The 18,428-nt window shown below is 67.5% G+C and carries 18 protein-coding genes; 10 read left to right on the top strand and 8 right to left on the bottom strand.

The genetic code is table 11. The features are described from left to right. Positions 1 to 93 precede the first annotated feature (93 nt). Both JHC79_RS04985 and JHC79_RS04990 read left to right on the top strand, forming a co-directional pair. On the top strand, positions 94 to 1,920 hold the full coding sequence (locus JHC79_RS04985) for an endonuclease/exonuclease/phosphatase family protein (protein WP_296388942.1): 1,827 nt from the start codon (positions 94 to 96) through the stop codon (positions 1,918 to 1,920). Positions 1,921 to 1,945: 25 nt separating this feature from the next. Beyond that, complete coding sequence (locus JHC79_RS04990; RefSeq protein ID WP_296388944.1) at positions 1,946 to 2,515, top strand: nicotinamidase; 570 nt, start codon at positions 1,946 to 1,948, stop codon at positions 2,513 to 2,515. Here the strand turns inward: JHC79_RS04990 and JHC79_RS04995 are convergent. Further along, positions 2,508 to 3,272, bottom strand: coding sequence for a trans-aconitate 2-methyltransferase (locus JHC79_RS04995; protein ID WP_296388945.1), 765 nt, complete (start codon positions 3,270 to 3,272; stop codon positions 2,508 to 2,510). The genes JHC79_RS04990 and JHC79_RS04995 overlap by 8 nt on opposite strands. A gap of 223 nt (positions 3,273 to 3,495) precedes the next feature. Between JHC79_RS04995 and JHC79_RS05000 the strand changes: the two genes are divergently transcribed. Continuing rightward, positions 3,496 to 4,149 (top strand): hypothetical protein, encoded by a 654-nt coding sequence (locus tag JHC79_RS05000; protein WP_296388947.1) that lies wholly within the window; start codon positions 3,496 to 3,498, stop codon positions 4,147 to 4,149. Positions 4,150 to 4,244: 95 nt separating this feature from the next. Beyond that, positions 4,245 to 4,808, top strand: coding sequence for a hypothetical protein (locus tag JHC79_RS05005; RefSeq protein ID WP_296388948.1), 564 nt, complete (start codon positions 4,245 to 4,247; stop codon positions 4,806 to 4,808). Here the strand turns inward: JHC79_RS05005 and JHC79_RS05010 are convergent. The 3 genes from JHC79_RS05010 to JHC79_RS05020 form a co-directional block, all read right to left on the bottom strand. Next, a complete protein-coding gene (locus JHC79_RS05010) occupies positions 4,802 to 5,569 on the bottom strand; it encodes an acyl-ACP thioesterase domain-containing protein (protein ID WP_296388950.1) in 768 nt (255 codons plus the stop codon). The genes JHC79_RS05005 and JHC79_RS05010 overlap by 7 nt on opposite strands. Positions 5,570 to 5,580: 11 nt before the next feature. After that, positions 5,581 to 6,330 carry an acyl-ACP thioesterase domain-containing protein gene (locus tag JHC79_RS05015; protein WP_296388952.1) on the bottom strand — a complete coding sequence of 250 codons (750 nt, stop codon included), beginning with the start codon at positions 6,328 to 6,330 and terminating at the stop codon, positions 5,581 to 5,583. Between the two features lie 89 nt (positions 6,331 to 6,419). Next, positions 6,420 to 7,361: an NADP-dependent oxidoreductase gene (locus JHC79_RS05020; protein ID WP_296388954.1), complete on the bottom strand. Its 942-nt coding sequence runs from the start codon at positions 7,359 to 7,361 to the stop codon at positions 6,420 to 6,422. 157 nt (positions 7,362 to 7,518) lie between these two features. Here JHC79_RS05020 and JHC79_RS05025 point away from each other — a divergent pair, with 157 nt between their 5' ends. The 4 genes from JHC79_RS05025 to ppk2 all read left to right on the top strand — a co-directional run bounded on the left by JHC79_RS05025 (position 7,519) and on the right by ppk2 (position 10,461). Beyond that, positions 7,519 to 8,193 carry a DUF4166 domain-containing protein gene (locus JHC79_RS05025; RefSeq protein ID WP_296388956.1) on the top strand — a complete coding sequence of 225 codons (675 nt, stop codon included), beginning with the start codon at positions 7,519 to 7,521 and terminating at the stop codon, positions 8,191 to 8,193. A gap of 94 nt (positions 8,194 to 8,287) precedes the next feature. After that, entirely contained in the window at positions 8,288 to 8,725 is a 438-nt protein-coding gene (locus tag JHC79_RS05030) for an SRPBCC family protein (RefSeq protein WP_296388957.1), read from the top strand. Between the two features lie 137 nt (positions 8,726 to 8,862). Further along, positions 8,863 to 9,399 carry a DUF6764 family protein gene (locus JHC79_RS05035; RefSeq protein ID WP_296388958.1) on the top strand — a complete coding sequence of 179 codons (537 nt, stop codon included), beginning with the start codon at positions 8,863 to 8,865 and terminating at the stop codon, positions 9,397 to 9,399. 126 nt (positions 9,400 to 9,525) lie between these two features. Then, the gene (ppk2, locus tag JHC79_RS05040; protein ID WP_296389073.1) at positions 9,526 to 10,461 is read left to right on the top strand and encodes a polyphosphate kinase 2; all 936 of its coding nucleotides are present in this window, start codon (positions 9,526 to 9,528) and stop codon (positions 10,459 to 10,461) included. A gap of 21 nt (positions 10,462 to 10,482) precedes the next feature. Here the strand turns inward: ppk2 and JHC79_RS05045 are convergent, their stop codons facing one another. Then, entirely contained in the window at positions 10,483 to 12,177 is a 1,695-nt protein-coding gene (locus tag JHC79_RS05045) for a DUF222 domain-containing protein (protein WP_296388960.1), read from the bottom strand. Positions 12,178 to 12,300: 123 nt separating this feature from the next. Continuing rightward, complete coding sequence (locus JHC79_RS05050; protein ID WP_296388962.1) at positions 12,301 to 12,819, bottom strand: ATP-binding protein; 519 nt, start codon at positions 12,817 to 12,819, stop codon at positions 12,301 to 12,303. 65 nt (positions 12,820 to 12,884) lie between these two features. Here JHC79_RS05050 and JHC79_RS05055 point away from each other — a divergent pair, with 65 nt between their 5' ends. Next, the gene (locus JHC79_RS05055; protein ID WP_296388964.1) at positions 12,885 to 13,718 is read left to right on the top strand and encodes a hypothetical protein; all 834 of its coding nucleotides are present in this window, start codon (positions 12,885 to 12,887) and stop codon (positions 13,716 to 13,718) included. A 10-nt stretch (positions 13,719 to 13,728) separates the two neighbouring features. Here the strand turns inward: JHC79_RS05055 and JHC79_RS05060 are convergent, their stop codons facing one another. Both JHC79_RS05060 and JHC79_RS05065 read right to left on the bottom strand, forming a co-directional pair. Continuing rightward, positions 13,729 to 15,825 (bottom strand): prolyl oligopeptidase family serine peptidase, encoded by a 2,097-nt coding sequence (locus tag JHC79_RS05060; protein WP_296388966.1) that lies wholly within the window; start codon positions 15,823 to 15,825, stop codon positions 13,729 to 13,731. Between the two features lie 38 nt (positions 15,826 to 15,863). Beyond that, entirely contained in the window at positions 15,864 to 16,811 is a 948-nt protein-coding gene (locus JHC79_RS05065) for a cytochrome c oxidase assembly protein (RefSeq protein ID WP_296388968.1), read from the bottom strand. Positions 16,812 to 17,005: 194 nt separating this feature from the next. Here JHC79_RS05065 and lpdA point away from each other — a divergent pair, with 194 nt between their 5' ends. Further along, a complete protein-coding gene (lpdA, locus tag JHC79_RS05070) occupies positions 17,006 to 18,394 on the top strand; it encodes a dihydrolipoyl dehydrogenase (RefSeq protein WP_296388969.1) in 1,389 nt (462 codons plus the stop codon). Positions 18,395 to 18,428 lie beyond the last annotated feature (34 nt).

Below are 18,428 nucleotides of genomic sequence, written 5' to 3' on the forward strand. Positions count from 1 at the left end.
GCCACCGACACCGCCGCGGAGGCGGCCGACTAGCTCATCGCAGTTCGCCGCGCGTTCACCTCCCGGGTACTCAGCACGGCTAACGTTCCTACGGTGAACAACCGTGCGTCCACGACGCTCCTGTCGACTGCGGCCGTGCTCGCGGCCACACTCATCGCAGCGCCCGCGCAGGCATCGCCGGCCCCGACCGGCGTCAGCATCGCAGCGGTCCAGGGCGCCGGGTTCACGTCCCCGCTCGTGGGTCGTTCGGTCTCGGGTGTCCCGGGAATCGTCACGACGGTCAGGACCACCTCACCACGGGGGTTCTGGATGCAGTCCGCGGTTCCCGATCGCGACCGGTCGACCTCCGATGGCATCTTCGTGTTCACCGGATCGACCGCACCCACGGTGACGCCGGGCGACGCCGTGACCGTCGCGGCGACGGTGACGGAGTACCGCGCCGTCGGATCCGGCGAGACCGCGGCGAACACAGCCAATCTCAGCGTCACGGAGTTGACCAAGCCGATCGTCACGGTGACCTCGTCGGGCAACCCGCTGCCGGCTCCGGTGACGATCTCGCCGTCCTCGGTCCCGGCGCGGTTCGCGCCGCCGGTGTCGGGGGATGTCGAGCAGATCGCGCGCGCGATACCGGCGCGCTCCGCGCAGGAGTTCCTCGAGGCGCACGAAGGGGAACGCGTGTCGGTGCCGTCCCCGCGCATCATCGCACCGAGCAACTCGTTCGGCGACATCTACATCACCTCGAAACCGCAGGCGGACAGAAGCATTCACGGTGGCGCCGTGCTGTCGAGCTACAATCTCCCGACCGGCCGCATCAAGGTCTCGGCGCTCGACGGCAGCAAGCCCGTGATGAACACGGGCGACCGCTTCGCGGGCCCGGTCGTCGGTCCGCTCGACTGGTCGAACTTCGGCGGCTACGTCATCGACGCGCCGACACTGCCCGCAGTGGTCTCGAGCGGGTTGACGCCGACCGTCGCGGCGAAGGCATCCGATGCCGAGTTGTCGGTGGCCACCTACAACGTCGAGAACCTCGCCCCCGGCGACTCCGCGGGCAAGTACGCGGCCCTCGCGCGGGGGATCGTGACCAATCTGTCGAGCCCGGATGTGGTGGCAGTCGAAGAGGTGCAGGACAACTCGGGTGCGGCCGACGACGGCACGGTCGCCGCCGACGCCACGGTCGCCCGGCTGACCGCCGCCGTCTCGGCCGCCGGTGGCCCGCGGTACGACCATCGCGGCATCGACCCGGCCAACGACACCGACGGCGGCCAACCCGGCGGCAACATCCGAACGGTGTTCCTGTTCAACCCGTCTCGCGTGTCGTTCGTCGATCGCGGTGCCCCGTCCTCCTCGGCCGCGACCGTCGCCCAGCGCGGTCCCGCGGGGCAGGTGCAGCTGTCGGTGTCGCCGGGACGGATCGCGCCCGCCGACCCCGCATGGACGAACAGCCGCAAGCCGCTGGCGGGCGAGTTCACCTTCCGTGGGCACACCGTCTTCGTCGTGGGAAACCACTTCAACTCCAAGGGCGGCGACCAGTCGGCCGACGGTCGCTTCCAGCCTCCGGCCCGATCGTCGGAGACCCAACGCACGGCGCAGGCGACGGTGGAGAACGCGTGGGTGCGGTCGCTGCAGACCATCGACCCACGGGCGGCGATCGTCGTCGCCGGCGATCTGAACGACTACCAGTTCAGCCCGGCGGTCCGCACCCTGACCGGCAACGGGTCGGGTCTCACCGACCTCATCGCCACGCTTCCCCGTGCGCAGCAGTACACCTACGTCTACTCCGGCGTCTCGCAGGTCCTCGACCACATCCTCGTCAGCCGCAGCCTGCGTCCCCGCGCGCGCTACGAGGTCGTGCATCTCAATGCCGAGTTCGCCGGGCAGACCTCCGACCACGACCCGCAGGTGGTCCGCGTCCGGCCGTAGGCAACAGGGCACTAAAATCGCGACCATGCCCACAGCGTTGTTGATCGTCGACGTGCAGAACGACTTCACCGAGGGTGGTGCGCTCGGTGTCACCGGGGGAGCGTCGGTCGCACGTCGGGTCACCGAGTATCTGGCGTCGGACGCCGAATACGACGTCGTCGTGGCCTCGCGGGACTGGCACGACGCCGACAACGACAACGGCGGTCACTTCGCCACCGTCGGGCCCCCGGACTTCGTCACCACCTGGCCCGTGCACTGCGTGGCCGGCACCGCAGGCGCCGAGTACCACCCGGATCTCGTGGCCGACGCCGTCGACGTCCACGTCCGCAAAGGGCAGGGCGTGCCGGCCTATTCGATGTTCGAGGGCACGACCGACGACGGGGCGCAGTTGTCGGATGTGTTGCGCGAACTGGGAGTGACCGACGTCGACGTGGTCGGTATCGCCACCGACTACTGCGTGCGGGCATCCGCACTCGATGCGCTCGGCGCCGGGTTCTCGGCCCGGGTGCTCACCGACCTCGTCGCCGGCGTCGCCGCCGAATCCTCCACCGCCGCACTCGCCGAGATGAGCGAGGCAGGCGCGACGGTCATCTGACCTGCGCGACCACGAACACCCGGCGGAACGGGAAGTAGGTGGTGCCGTCCGGCCGCACCGGGTACGCCGCGGTCAGTTCGGGAGCGAGATCGGCGCGGAACGCCGCCCAGTCGTCCTCGGACAGCACACCTCGGACCGGCGTGAGTGCCGTGCCGGTGACCCACTCCAGCACCGGGTCCGGACCGGACAGCTCCTGCAGGTAGGTGGTCTCCCAGGCGTCGACACGGCACCCCGCATCGGACAGCAGCGATGCGTACCCGTCCGGATCGTCGACGGTGTCACCGCCGCGGAAGTCGATGTCGGACAACGCCTCCCGCCACCGATCGGACCGCGCCACCTCGCGGATGATCCGGTGCGACGGTGCTTCGAAGTTGCCGGGGACCTGGAAGGCCAGCCAGGCGCCGGAGGACAGCTGGGTGGGCCATCGACGCAGCAGGTCGCGGTGCTCGGGCACCCACTGCAGCGTCGCGTTGGAGATGACCACATCGGTGTCGGCCGATGGTGTCCAGTCACGCACATCCTGCAGCCGGGCATCGAGTCCGCGACCACGCGCGGCGTCGACCATCTCCGGGGAGTTGTCGGTCGCCTCGATGGCGGCGTCCGGCCACCGACGGGACAGTTCGACCGTGAGATTGCCGGGGCCGCAACCGAGGTCGACGATCCGGCGCGGATCTGCGAGGTCGATACGGGCGAGCAACTCGCCGTAGGGCCGTCCGCGATGGTCGGCGAAGGTCAGGTACTCGGCAGGGTTCCACATGGTCGGACCTCCTCTAGCAGTACGGGCGTACTGCTAGAAAACAGTACGCCCATACTGTTAGTCGGCACAACATCTCAGTTGCATAACGTAAGTAACCCTGCAGCTCGACGTGGCGATATCCGGTTGGTACCAGGGAGTACCGCCCCGGCCGACAGGAGTCACGATGCGAACCCAGAACAGAATGTGGCGATTCATGGGGGTGATCGCGTGTGCAGTCTCGGTCGTGGGCGTTGCAGCGTGTGGTGCCGAAGACGCGAAGTCGTCCCCCACGCCGGCGTCGACGGTGACCGTCACGCAGTCGGACGTGCCGACGTCGGTCGACAACTCGGCGGCCACCGAGGCCGCGACGAGTGCGGACGCCGGTTCCACAGAGGCGGCCGAAGCGTCCGCCCCGGCGACCGGCGGGGCGCCGATCATGCGGTTCCCGGGGGACGCGAACGTGAATGCCGCCGACTTCTTCGGCCCCGGTGCCGGGATCAACGGCTACTTCTTCCAGTCGCCGTCGGGGAATGTGCGCTGCGGCATACATTTCGACAACCCTCAGCTCCCCAGTGGTTGTCAGGCGCTGGTCTCGGTTCGCAGCTCCGATGGGGTGAGCTGCCGCAACGGCGGCAACAGCGTCTATTCCACCCAATTGATCAGCGGTGCCGCGGTCAGCAAATGCGTGAACCAGCCGGTCTTCGTGGGCGGATCCGGCAACCCGGGCCAGGGCACCGTCGGTGGCCGGGTTCTGCAGTACGGGCAGATCATCTCCAGCGGTGGCGCCACGTGTGAGTCGGCCGCCGTCGGGATCTCGTGCTGGGCGAGTTCGGTGGGCTTCACCCTGGCGCGCGACCGCAACGACACCTATGCCCCCGGCTACGGGCAGACCAGATGAGGCGCGCACGGGCTGTCGCAGCATGTCTGATGGTGCTGTCGGCTGTCGCGGCGTGTGGGTCCGACAGGGGTTCGACCGTCCCGACAACTCTCACGGTGACCGCGTCCTCGTCGGCCGCGCAGGTCGCCGAGGAAGGCGCGAGTTCGACAGACGCCGCGACACCGACGACCGGCACGACCGCCCCCGCAGCACCCGCCGCCGACGCGGCCGGGGGCATACCGACCCACCTCGGCGCCGCCGACGCCAACGTCAACGAGGGCGATTTCTACGGTGACGGCGGGCAGGCCGTGTACTTTCGGTCGCCATCGGGAAACGTCACGTGCTCACTGGGTTTCAGTAAACCGCAGGTGCCGCCGGCGTGCCAGGCGCGGGTGTCGGTGCAATCGGCGGGGGGCCCGCACTGCGACAACACCGGTCTCAACGTCTACGCGAGCGAGTTCGTCGGCGGTGTCGCACGGAGTCGTTGCGTGACGCTGTCCACCTATGTCGGTGACGCCCGGCGAACCAACCCGGGAACCCCCTACGGCGGACGGGTTCTCGACTACGGGCAGACCATCTCGATCCTCGAGGTCACCTGCACATCGACGACGGCGGGGATCACCTGCTTCGACGGTGCCCATGGCTTCACGCTGGCGCGTGATCGCAACGCGATCTACTGACCGGTCCCCGGCAGCGCGGTGATCGACGCGTGGGTGCGGGCCTCGCCGTCGACGGTCATCCACACCAGGATCCCGCCCTCGGTGGGGGCGGTCGCGATGCGGACGTCCTCGCCGTAGGTGATCGGCTTGTTGTACTCGATGACGAGGCGGTACGGGCCGTCGATGACCTCGGGGATCTGCGGGAACACCTCGCGCATGGCCTGCAGGTACACCGCGTTGTTGACGTGGTCGAGCCGATCGGTGTCGCCCAGGCGCAGCGGGAACGGCTGCTCGGTCTGCGCGTCCACCGGGTCGTTCAGCCATGCCTTCCACCGCAGCCGGCGTTCATCGGTGGTGGTCGCGAGGAGTTCGAAGAACTTGTCCTCGAGACGCGATGGCGCGCCGGTCTCCATGTTCATGTTGATCCAGAAACCCTCGGTCTCGATGAGACCGCCCTCGCGTCCGTCGACACCGTCGCTGGTCATGCGGACCCGCATGTTGCACCACCGCGGGGAGATACCGGCGCACCAGCGCGAGAGTCGGACGGTGTCGGGCCACTCGATCGGCCGGATCACGTCGATGACGGTGCGACGGACGATCCAGAACTTGTGCGTCTCGAACGCGCCGCAATCCACGAGATGCTGTGCGCCGCACTCTTGCAGGTAGCGGGCCATACCGTCGACGCTGAGTTTCTCGTACCGGTCGATGTCGCCACTCGACAGCGGCCACGAGGTCCGGAAGACGTACCCCTCGTCGGGCAGGTCGGCGAGTGTGCCGGTCACGGTGGTCTCCATCAGTGCGGTAGTGCGGTGATCGACATGTGGGTCCGGGCGCGCCCGTCGACCGAGAGGTACACCAGCACACCGTCGTCGATCGGTGTGGTCGTGAGGTGGACCTCTTCGCCGTACATGATCGGCTTGTTGTACTCGATGACGAGACGATGCTTGCCGGCGACCACGTCGGGTACCTCGTCGAAGACCTCGCGCAGGGCCTGCCAGTAGATGGCGTTGGTGACGTGCCCGAACCGGTCGGTGTCGCTGTGGCGGATCTGGAAGATCCGCGGCGATTCCTGCGTCATCGGGGTCGTCAGCCACGGGGACCACCTGAGTCGTCGCTCGTCGGTGGTGCTGCCGAGCATCTCCAGGAACTTGCCCTCGATGTGGCCGGGTCCCCGGGTCTCCATGTTCATGTGGATCCAGAACGCCTCGGTCTCGACGCGTCCGCCGTGGTCGCCGACGATCTTCACCCGCATGTTGCACCACCGCGAACCCAGCGCGGCACACCAGCGCGACAGGGTGAGCGTGTTGGGCCACGTGACGGGCTCGATCATGTCGATCACGGTGCGCCGGACGATCCAGAAGGGGTCGGTCTCCATCGCTCCGGCGTCGATGAGGTGGTACGCCCCGACCTCCTGGAGATAGCGGGCCACGCCGTCGACGCTCAGCTGCTCGAACTGATCCATGTCGCTGGTGGCCACCGGCCACGAGGTGTGGAAGACGTATCCCTCGGAGGGCATGTCGACGAGCGTGTCGCTCAGGGGCATTGATCTCTCCCGGTAGACGCCGGTGCACAGGGCTTTGTCGGTGAACCTACGTCATCGGTGCGATGCGAGCTGCCCCCTGCCCCGAACGGTCAGGGGATCAGGATGAATTTGCCGATGTCGTGGGGTTGCTGCAGTTCGGAGTGCGCGGTCGCCACGTCGGCCAACGGGAACGTCTTGGCCACGGCGTTGACGAGCTTTCCCTCACCGGCGAGCCCCACGAGTTCGGATCGTGCCGCGTCGCGGCGCTCGGTGCTCTCCGGGTTCGAGCCGCCGATGGATCCGAATCCCTCCGCCGCAGCGCGCTCGAACGCGGCTGTGGTCACGATGCGCGACCGGTCGGCGACGAGTTCGAGAGAGACGTCGACGGCCTCGTCGGCTCCCACGGTGTCGAACGCTGCGGTGATGCCGCCGGGAGCGAGGTCGCGGACACGATCGGCGAGCCCGTCGCCGTAGGTGGTCGGCTCGGCGCCGATGCTGCGCAGGTAGTCGTGGTTGACCTCGCGACCGGTGCCGATGACCGTCGCCCCGCGCAGTCGGGCGAGCTGTACCGCGAGCAGTCCGACGCCGCCGGCCGCGCCGTGGATCAGCACGGTGTCACCATCGCCGACCCCGAGTACCTCGAGCGCGTCGTAGGCGGTCGCGGCGGTGAGTAGTAGTCCTCCGGCCTGCTCCCAGTCGAGACCGGCGGGCTTCGGGGTGATCGACGAGGCCGGCTGCACCGCCCGCGACGCGTAGGTCCCGACCCCTCGGAACGCGATGACCTCGTCTCCGACCGCGATCGGGCCGGCGGGTCCGACGGCGTCCGTGCCGACCGCAGAGACCACACCCGCGCCCTCGGATCCGAGGCGCTTGGGTAGTTGCGACTCGTCGGTGCCGAACGCGCCGCTGTAGAGCTTGTAGTCGATCGGGTTGACGCCGATGGCACGGAAGTCGACGACCACCTCGCCCGGGCCGGGCTCGGGAACGTCGGCATCGATGACGGACAGGACCTCGGGTCCACCGAACGCGGTGGCGACAACGGTTGGGCTCATGATCGGGTCAACTCCGCTCGGCGCGGGCGAATTCCGTGCGGTTCGTGCGCGATATCGGGGTCCGGACCAGTGTCTTGGTGGGCTTGTGGGTCCTGGGAGGCGGGCCGGGGGTAGATTCTGCAGCCATGTCCGATCATGTCCGGAGCGCGTCGAGACCATGACTCCGGTCTATCGCGCGGCACTCGGCAGCGACTTCGAGAACCTCCATCCCAACGTGCAGTGGCGGTACGGGGTGGACTCGACGTCCGGTGTGGCCCAGATGACCAGCGGGATGGTCGAATCGGTTTTCTGCACGTCGAAGTTGACGCCGCCGGTGCTCCGGTTCTTCCGCAAGCGCAACGTCATGCCGACGACGACGAGTCGACTGGTCCCGTTCTTCATGGACAACTACTGCTATCGCGACGAGCGCGGCCGCGAGTGCCTGGCCGTCATCCGACGGTTCGCCTACTCCAACGGCGAGCAGCGTCTGCACTCGTTGCTGGTGAACGGCTCGACCGGTCTGATCGACTACTTCGGCGACGGTCCTGATCTGTTGATCCCGCTCACCCCGCGTGTCGGCCCGGGTGGATCGCTGATCCTGGAGAGCGAGCCGATGCGGATGCTCAGCCGCGGACTCCGCATGGGCATGCGCGGGTTGTTCGCGACGTCCATGCGGTACGTCGAGGAGTGGGACGACGACGCGCAGCGGTTTCGTCTGGACGCGACCGTCCGCAACGTGACCCTGGGCGAGATCATGCACTTCCGCGGGTGGTTCACGGCGGCGGATCGGCCGTGCTCGATTCACGAGATCCCGGACGAGGCCTGGCCGCTGCGTCTCGAAGAGCGCGAATAGGTTGCTGCGTCTCGAAGAGCGCGAATAGGTTGCTGCGTCTCGAAGAGCGCGAATAGCGTCACCTCGCGCCGGTGGTGTCGGGTAACTTCGCGGCATGGCTGTCAGTGGAGAAACCGAATTCGATGTCGACGTCGCGCCGTCGGTGATCATGGAGATCTTGCTCGATGTGGAGGCGCTGCCCGATTGGTCGGGACCGCACAAGAGCGCTGAGATCGTCGAGACGCATTCCGATGGTTCTCCGAAGCGGGTCAAGGTCGCCGTCAGCATGGCCGGACTGACCGACAACGAGGTGCTCGACTACACCTGGACCGACAACTCGTGCTCCTGGGAACTGGTGGAGGCCGATCAGCTGTCCTCGCAGAAAGGCAAGTACACCGTCACCGAGCGCAACGGCGGTTCGCATGTCGCGTTCGAACTCGAGGCCGATCTGAAGATCAAGCTCCCCGGGATGATCGTCAAGCAGGCCCAGAAGAAGGCGGTCGACACCGCGAAGAAGGGACTCATCGCCGAGGCGAAGCGTCGTAGTTCGTAGGCGTGTGAGTTCGTGATCGGACCGTTGCACGCGTTGCGATCGAAACCGCTGCCGCTGGTAGTACGCTAGCGATCATTCGGCAGACGAAATAGTTGTCTGTCTGCTCGCTGCGAAGAGAAAATCATTTGAGGTGCACCATGTTTCGTGTTGATCGTCGGTCCGCTCTACGCGGTGTCGCAGTTGCCTTCATCGGGTCCTCCGCGGTGGCCCTCACCTCGCTGATCGGGGCGGGCGGCGCGTCGGCCGCGCCGCTGGTCTGCGATGCGGTCAACGGCCAGCAGGTCAACCGTGTCGTCGGCACCGGTGGCTGCGGCGCGAAGGCGCTGACCCCCAGCCGTGCACACGCCGAGGATCGCAGTGGTGTCGGTACCGCTGTCGCGTCGGCGCAGCGCAACGGTCGGGCCAACGCGTACAACACCGCGCCGAAGTCCAGTGCGCTGTCGGGTGCTGATTCCGGGGGCACGAGCTACTCGGTCACCACCGGGCCGGGTGGGATCGCGGTCGCACAGGCACGCTTGGGCGGCACCTCGATCGCCGTTGCGGGCATCGGCGGATCTGCGTTCTCCGGAGCCGGCGGCGTGCGCTGCTCGGGTGGTGCGGCCGCGGCCTACGACACCACCACGGGCACCTACTGCTTCGGCACCGGTCGGACGTACTTCACCAACGTGCGCTGACCGCGGCGTCGACCCACTGAGTCTGCTCACCTGGTGAGTCGGGGCCCCGTTCGTTCACCTGGAGGTCATGTGGCCGTACCGGTGACGTTCTAGCGTGTAGCGGTGAGTGAACTCAAGGATCATTACCTGGCGCCCGTGACCGACATCGTCGATCTCAGCACGTCGATCGGTCGCGAGCAGCTCGCCGACATCGTCGACCTGGCGGACACGTCGGGCTTCGCCGTCGACGACACCGACGACGACGATCCCCGGCTGATCCTCAAGTCCGACCACGCGGTGGTCGACACGTGGCGCGAGGACTATCCGTACGACGAGCGCATGTCGCGCGCCGACTACGAGATGGAGAAGCGTCTCCTCCAGATCGAGCTGCTCAAGTTGCAGAACTGGACGAAGGAGACCGGCGCGCGGGTGGTCCTGCTGTTCGAGGGTCGCGACGCCGCGGGCAAGGGCGGCACGATCAAGCGGTTCATGGAGCACCTCAACCCCCGCGGCGCGCGGGTGGTCGCGTTGGAGAAGCCGTCCGAGCGTGAGTCGACGCAGTGGTATTTCCAGCGCTACGTGAAGCATCTTCCTGCCGCGGGGGAGCTCGTCCTGCTCGACCGCTCCTGGTACAACCGCACCGGCGTCGAGCGGGTGATGGGTTTCTGCACCGACGCCGAGCACGAGCGTTTCGTTCGTCAGGTCCCGCTCTTCGAGAAGATGCTGATCGACGACGGCATCCATCTCGTGAAGTTCTGGTTCTCGGTGACCGCTCTGGAGCAGCGGACCCGGTTCGCGATCCGTCAGGTCGACCCGGTGCGGCAGTGGAAGCTGTCGCCGATGGATCTGGCGTCGCTGGACAAATGGGACAAGTACACCGCGGCCAAGGAAGAGATGTTCTCCCACACCGACACCGACTTCGCCCCGTGGACCGTGGTCAAGAGCAACGACAAGAAGCGTGCACGCGTCAACGCCATGCGCCACGTGCTGAGCCTGTTCAACTACGACGGCAAGGACGAGTCCATTGTCGCCACCCCGGACCCGCTGATCGTCGGACGAGCCAAGAGCCTCATCGGCGAATAGCGGGCGACCCTCGAGCCTGGGTCAGAACGGCGGGTCGCTGTCGTCGTCGAATCCGTGGTCGCCCGGCTGGGCCTCCGACTCCGGGATCCGTCCGAGGTCGTAGATGCCGTCCGGGTCGTTGGCCGCTTTCGCCTCGAACTCCGCAGCGGCGATCTCGGCCGCTGCCGCGTCGTCCGCGATCTTCTGCAGATTTTCGGCCCGTTCGTTCCGTCGGCGGGCATGCTTCTCCTCCAGGCGCGTTCGGCGTCTGGTGGGTTCGATGTCGGGTTCGCTGTCCGCGGGCGGCGGCGCGTGGGTGGGCTGTTCGAACTGGATGTCTCGCAGGGATGGGAAGAGGTCGTCGCCGGTGAATGCCGGCCCGGGAGCGATCAGCCCCTCGGGGGTGACGATGCTGGTCTCCGCGCGACCGTCATCGCCGATGACCAGGGTGTCGAGGAAGTCGCTGAACGTCTTCACGTTGTGGTGGAACCGGCACTTGGGGCCCAGTCCGGCCGGAGTGGTCTGCCCACCGCGCTCCGGGTTCTCGTGGTCGTACTCGTCGGTGTGGTCGAGGTCGCAGCGCCACGCCGGCTGGTTGCAGCCGGGGATGTCGCAGTACAGACCACGGGCGCGGATGACGGTGTCCAGGGCGGTCGACGGACGGTACGGATCGCTGGGTTGAGTCGACGGGAGGCGTGCATCGTCGGCGCCGATCGGCCGGATCTTGGTCCCGGGCTCCGACATCATCTCCCGCACATGGTCAGCGGAGACGACACCGTAGCCGTCGAGGAAACCGGGGTGCTCGCCGTCTCCGGCCGCGGTCTCGAGATCGCACAGAACGTGGATGACGGTGGTGGTGTTCGACGTGCCGGGAACATCCCTCGGTGCGGGCGCGGCCGGCTCGGGGACGGGGGGTGCGTCGCAGTCCGCGCTGCCGCACTGGCATTCCCAGGCCACACCCATCGCCAGGCAGAACAGGGCTTCACTGCCACGGGCCTGTTTCGTCCGTGGGTCGTCACGACACACGCACGAGGCCAACTGCGCGATACGTCGTGTCAGGGCAATGGCGTTCTCGGCCGTCATCGACGAGTTGACGGTCGCCATTCCGTCCTCGCCGCGTTCGAACCAGTACCCGCGTGCGTCGCGGGCCCGCGCCCGTCGTGCGCGAACGGCGGCGGGGTCGACGCGGAACACGATCCGGTCGATCATGTCGCGCATCCGGGGCGTGGACCACGACCCGCCCCGGCGCAGCGTGGAGGCGATGTCGCCATCGACCGAGGTCTGCAGATCGGGGTCGAGGACGAGATCGGTTCGCTCCACGATCGTCCTGACCTGCTGGACCGTGATCAGTCCGTCCCGGAGGCAGTCGCTCACCCTGGGTAACCGGTCCCGCAGTGCGATCGAGGTGTCCACCAGACGTTCTGCGGTGGACTGGGGAATCGAATGCACCACCGCGATCCGGGTCGCGCACCGCGACAACGCATCCAACCGTCGCTTGTCGTTCGCCTCGTCCGGCGCCACCAACTGTGTGTGCAGCTCCGCGGCCCGCTGGAACCGCACCCACTCGAGGTACGACTGTCCGGCCGCCGCATGCTTCATGTCGAGGAGGAGGTCGTTGACCGGCGCGCCGACGGGGTCGGCGAGCAGCCCCACCGCTGCTGCCGGAACCGCCGACCAACTGGACGTCCCCACGGTGGGCCCGCTCTCGCTCCGAGCCTCGCTGCGCTCGATTCTCACTCGGCGACCCCCCGCGAATCGATCATGTGTTCGATTCTATGACAGGGGTATGACACGAAACAGGCGCTCGTACACGGTTGTGGACAACTCGATCAGATGCCGACCGAGCCCTCCAGGTGGGTTCTACGACACGGCGTCGGCGATGACCTGAGCGGCGCTGTGGGGATCCAGGTCGGAGGTGTCGACCACGTCAGCGGCGTCGTGGAGCCAGCTCTGCGCGGCCTCTGCGTACTCGTCGAGGTGGTGCAGCCGAAACGACGACGGACCCATCACGGTGTCTCCCATGATTCGTCCGCGGAGTGTGCCGGGGTCGGCGTGGAGCACGAAATGGCGCAACGGGATCCCGTGGTCGGCGATACCCCTACTGATCTCGTCCCAGTACTGCTGAACGAGAACCGTCATGGGCATGATCAGGACACCGCCCGTGTACGCGAGCACGTGATGCGCTGTCTCCACCACCAGCGATCGCCATGGAGGCCAGTGTTGGAAGTTGTCCGTCGTGGGTAGCCCGGGTGTTATGTCCATCAGGGTCTCGCCCACCTTCTCGGCATCGAGCACCCGAGAGTTCGGGATCAACGTCGACAAGACGGCGCCGGTCGTCGTCTTGCCTGCGCCGTGGGTGCCGTTGATCCAGACGATCACGGTTCCGACGCTACCGTCCTCACCGGGAGGCGAACCCCTACCGACCGCATCGGTAGCCTGAACGGGTGCGAACTCTCGGCGCGGGCCTGCTCACCCTGATCGCGACGATCGCAATGGTCTGTGCGGTGCCATCACTGTGGGCGCACTACCGGGTCGTCGACCCCGGGGGCTTCACGTCGTTCGTCGAACCCATGGCCACCGACCGCGCCATCCAGGATCTGATCGCCGACGAATTGGCGGTGCAGATCTCCGATCAGGCGTCGGGGGTGGTCCCGTCGTCGATCGTCGAGCCCGCGACACGCGCGTACACCCGCAGCGACCAGTTCCCGGCCGACTTCGCCGATGTCCTGAGTCAGCAACATGATTGGCTGTTCACCGAACCGACCACCGAGGCGCAGCGCAACGGCATCATGGAGCTCAACCTGACCCCCATGGTCAACCGCGTCCTCAAGGGATACGGGCTCTCCGGTGTCCGGGTCGACGGACAGATCGAGGTGGCGCTGAGCGAGTCGCAGCGCAGCGGTCTCGAGGCCGGTCGATACCGCGCCATCGGCGACCGCATCACGCAGGTCGGCTTCGGAGCGGCCGTGGTCGCGGTGATCGCCGCGCTGCTCGCACTCGTGATCGCCCGCCGACGCGGGTTCACGCTGGCCGCTTTGGGCGTCGGGGTGGTGGTCGCCGCGGCGATCAGCTGGTTGCTGGGTGCGTTGATGCGCAGCCGGGCACGCGACGAGGTCGCGGGCGCGGAGAACTCCCCTCGGCAGGTCGCCGAACTCATCATCGACAAAGCCGTGAGCGACTTCCACACCACCGCGCTGGTCGTCGGCGGGGCGGGGGTCGTGGCCGTGGCGCTCGGGATCCTGGTGTCGCTGATCTTCGAGCGGCGTCAGGCGCGCTGACCCGCCTCGCTCAGGCGCTCGGGGCGCCCACGGTCTGCCACAGGAACTCGTACGCCAGAGCCGATTTGAACGCGGCCTGCTTGTTGTCGGCCGCGCCGCCGTGTCCACCCTCGATGTTCTCGTAGTACGAGACGGTGTGCCCGTACTCCTCGAGTCGGGCGGTGAACTTGCGGGCGTGCCCGGGATGGACGCGGTCGTCGCGAGTGGAGGTGGTCACCAGCAGAGCCGGGTAGGTCGCCTCGCGTCGCACGCGCTGGTACGGCGAGTACGCCGAGATGAACTCCCACTCGGCCGGGTCGTCGGGGTTCCCGTACTCGGCGACCCACGAGGCGCCGGCCAACAACAGGTGGTAGCGGCGCATGTCCAGCAGCGGGACCTGGCACACCAACGCCCCGAACAACTCCGGGTACGACGTCGCCATGACGCCCATCAGCAGACCGCCGTTCGACCCGCCCTGTGCGGCCAGTTGCGCGGGCGTCGTCAGACCACGCGCCACCAGAGCCTTGGCCACCGAGGCGAAGTCCTCGTAGACGAGATGCCGACCGGCCTTGATCGCCTGGGTGTGCCAGGACGGGCCGTACTCGCCGCCGCCACGGATGTTCGCGATCACATAGATTCCCCCGCGGGTGATCCAGCTGCGGGCGGCGATGGCGGAGTAGCCGGGCGTCATCGAGTTCTCGAAGCCGCCGTACCCGTAGAGCAGGGTGGGGCCGGTGTCCACGTCGTCGCGCTTGACGACGAAGTAGGGGATCGGGGTCCCGTCGTCGGAATCGACGAAATGCTGGGTGGCCGATATGGATTCGGCGTCGAAGAAGGCTGGTGTCTGCTTGAGCACCGACACCCCGTCGGTCGTCGTGCCGTGCAACAGGCTCGGCGGAGTGGTGAAGCTGCTGGCCGAGAGGAAGATCTCGTCGCTGACGTCCGGGTCGGTGTCGAGGACGGAGACGGTCGCCAATTCGGGCAGGCCCGCGAGGGTCGACTCGGTCCACCCGTTTCCGATGTCGCGCAGGTGCACGTGGGTCTGCACGTCGCGCAAGGTGACCAGCACGAGGTGCGACTTGGTGAACTGCACGTCCTGCAGGCTGGTGTGCGCGTCGGGGCGGAACAGGACCTCGCCGGGTGCGTCACCGCCGCCGACGAAGTCGTCGTAGTCGAAGGCGACCAGAGTCCCCGTCGGGTGCGTGACGCCGCCGTGCTCCCAGTCCGACCGGGTCAGGACGAACAACCACTCGCATCGGATCATGGTGTGCGCGTCGGTCGGAACGGGGATCCTCACGTCGCCGCCGGGACGCAGTTCGACCATCTCCTGATGGAAGAAGTCGGTGGCGCGCACGAGGAAATCGCGTTCGAAACCGGGCGTGTGGTCGTGGCCGACCTGGATCGCGACATCGGCGACGTCGCCGACGAAGACGGTCTCGGCCGCGTCCAACGGCGTGCCGCGCGTCCACCGCTTGACCACCCGGGGGTAGCCCGAGTCGGTCAACGACGCCAGGCCGTCGGTGTGCACGCCGAAGTCGGTCCCGACGAACACGGTGTCGCGGTCGATCCAGCTGACGTCGGACTTGTTCTCCGCCAGTGCGAAACCGTCCGACTCGGAGTCGGCCTCGACCCAGGTGCGTGTGACGAGGTCGAACTCGCGGACCACCGCGGCGTCGGCGCCGCCGCGCGACAGCGAGATCAGGGCGCGGTCGTAGTCGGGTCGCAGCACCGACGCGCTCTGCCACACCCAGTTCTCGCCGTCGGACTCGGCGAGCTGATCGAGATCGACGAGGACGTCCCACACGGGTGACTCGGTGCGATACGACTCCAGGTCCGTCCGCCGCCACAGCCCGCGGGTGTTGGTGGCGTCGCGCCAGAAGTTGTAGAGGTAGGCGCCGCGTCGGCGCGCGTAGGGGATCCGCTCGTCGGTGTCGAGGACCTCCTGAGCGGAGGCCTGCAGATCGGCGAACCGTTCGCCCTCGGTGAGTGCAGCCACCGTGGGTGCGTTGTGCGCACGGACCCAGTCGAGGGATCGCTCCCCGGAGACGTCCTCGAGCCAGATGTACGGGTCGTCGGCAGCGGAGTCGGCAGCGGTGCGATCCGCGGGATCGGAGTGGGTGTCGGTCACCGGTCGATTGTCTCAGTGCGCCGGGCCGGGCCGCCCACTCACCGGGTGAACCGGTCCTTGAGGCCCGGGTCGGCCTCCCACCACAGCGCGGGCGGATCGGGCACCGCTGCGTCGGGGTGATCGGTGCCGGACGGGGTCGCGGCGGCGGCCGCGTCGAGTTCTGCGTCGATCTCCGTCGCGCGCACCTTCTCGTCGGAGGTGAATCGACTCATCAACGTCAGCAGGAACGGCAGCCCGACCACGTCGCCGAGCACCCACAGCACCCCCGCCCCGATGATCTGGTCGGTGCGCAGAGCGGGACCCCACGTGCGTTCCAGCGCGGCGTAGTAGCCGTGGGCGATGTCGTGGCCCTGCCAGATGACCACGCCCAGCGCACCGTCACCGATGGTCTCGACGATCGTGATCACCAGGGAGATGACCTGGGGGAAGCGACGCGGCACCGGATCGAGCTGCAGGCGCGAATAGAAATAGAGGAATCCGACCGCGACGAACAGCAGTCTCGTCGCGACGTCGACGGCGGTCCCGCGCAGCACCGCCTCGTACCAACCCGTCAGGTAGAACAACCACGGCGTGACGAGGATGAGGCCCGACGCCACCGCCGGGTAGGTCAGCACCCGCGCGAACCGACTCGCCAGCGCGACGTCGAACCGGTGGGTCCCCGATGTCCCGAGCGCGTCGCGCAGGACGGTGATCGGCATGCCCGAGGCCAGCCCGAACGGCACCACCAGCAGCAACAGGACCACCTGCAGGGCGCGCACCCAGAACAGGACGTCGGCGTAGGCGCCCACGAAACTCGAGGTGCTCGCGACCCAGATCCCGACCCCGAGCACGGTGAACGCGACCCCGCGACCCACCGACACCGTCGAGCGCCGCCACCCCCACCAGTATCCGGCGAGTACGACAAGACAGACAGTGATGGTGGCAAGGTCGAGATGCCCTGTGACGAGGGCGGTTTCGACGGTCAGCGGTTCGTGCAGTGCGCTCACCGGGTCGAGTGTGCGCCTATCGCGGGCATTCGGCCACGTCCGTGACCGGTTGGTGCGGAATGCCCGGCACCGCCCCCGGGTGTGACCGTCCGGCGGCCTCCGACCCCGGTCGAGAACGCGCTCCGATCACGCCCACGGCGAAACGGGGGCACTCGGCCTACCTCGAGTCGGGGTCGCCACGTAGGCTGACCATCGTGGCTGAACACTTTGACACAGTTGTCCTCGGCGCAGGTCCCGGAGGGTACGTCGCCGCGATCCGGCTGGCGCAACTCGGGCAGAAGACCGCCGTCATCGAAGAGAAGTACTGGGGCGGTGTGTGCCTGAACGTGGGCTGCATCCCGTCGAAGGCGTTGCTGCGCAACGCCGAGCTGGCGCACATCTTCCACTCTCAGGCGAAGACCTTCGGTATCTCCGGAGACGTCTCCTTCGACTACGGCGCGGCGTTCGACCGTAGCCGGAAGGTCTCCGACGGGATCGTCAAGGGCGTTCACTTCCTGATGAAGAAGAACAAGATCACCGAGATCGACGGCTACGGCGTTTTCACGGACTCGAAGACGATCACGGTGGGCGACGACCGTCAGATCACCTTCGACAACGTCATCATCGACACCGGCTCGAGGGTCAAGCTGCTCCCCGGAGTCGAGCTGTCCGACAATGTCGTCACCTACGAGACGCAGATCCTCACCCGTGACCTGCCGAAGTCGATCGTCATCGTCGGCGCGGGCGCCATCGGCATGGAGTTCGGCTACGTGATGGCGAACTACGGCGTCGACGTCACCATCGTCGAGTTCCTCGACCGCGTGCTGCCCAACGAGGACAAGGACTCCTCGAAGGAGCTGGCCAAGCAGTACAAGAAGCTCGGCATCAAGATCATGACGTCGACCAAGGTGAACACCATCGACGACCAGGGGTCGCAGGTCGTCGTGAAGTACACCGACGCCAAGGACAACGAGGGCGAGCTCACCGTCGACAAGGTGCTCATGTCGGTCGGCTTCGCGCCCCGCGTCGACGGCTTCGGTCTCGACAAGGCCGGCGTCGAGCTCACCGAGCGTGGCGCCATCGCCATCGACGACCACATGCGCACCAACGTCGACGGCGTGTACGCCATCGGCGACGTGACGGCCAAGCTGCAGCTCGCCCACGTGGCCGAGGCGCAGGGCGTCGTCGCCGCGGAGACGATCGCGGGCGCGGAGACCATGACGCTGGGCGACTACCGGATGATGCCGCGGGCGACGTTCTGTCAGCCGCAGGTCGCGTCGTTCGGACTCACCGAGGACCAGGCCAAGGACGAGGGCTACGACGTGAAGGTCACCACCTTCCCGTTCACCGCCAACGGCAAGGCGCAGGGCCTCGGCGAGCCAGCCGGCTTCGTCAAGCTCGTCACCGACAAGACGCACGACGAACTCCTCGGTGGCCACCTCGTCGGCGACAACGTCTCCGAGATGCTGCCGGAGCTCACGCTCGCGCAGAAGTGGGATCTCACCGCCAACGAGTTGGCGCGTAACGTCCACACCCACCCGACGCTGTCGGAGGCGATGCAGGAGACGTTCCACGGCGCGATCGGCCACATGATCAACCTGTAGGACCGTTCGAGAGGCCTGTCGTTGGAGAGGCCTG

Source organism: Williamsia sp. (assembly GCF_016462415.1).
Lineage (GTDB): Bacteria > Actinomycetota > Actinomycetes > Mycobacteriales > Mycobacteriaceae > Williamsia_A.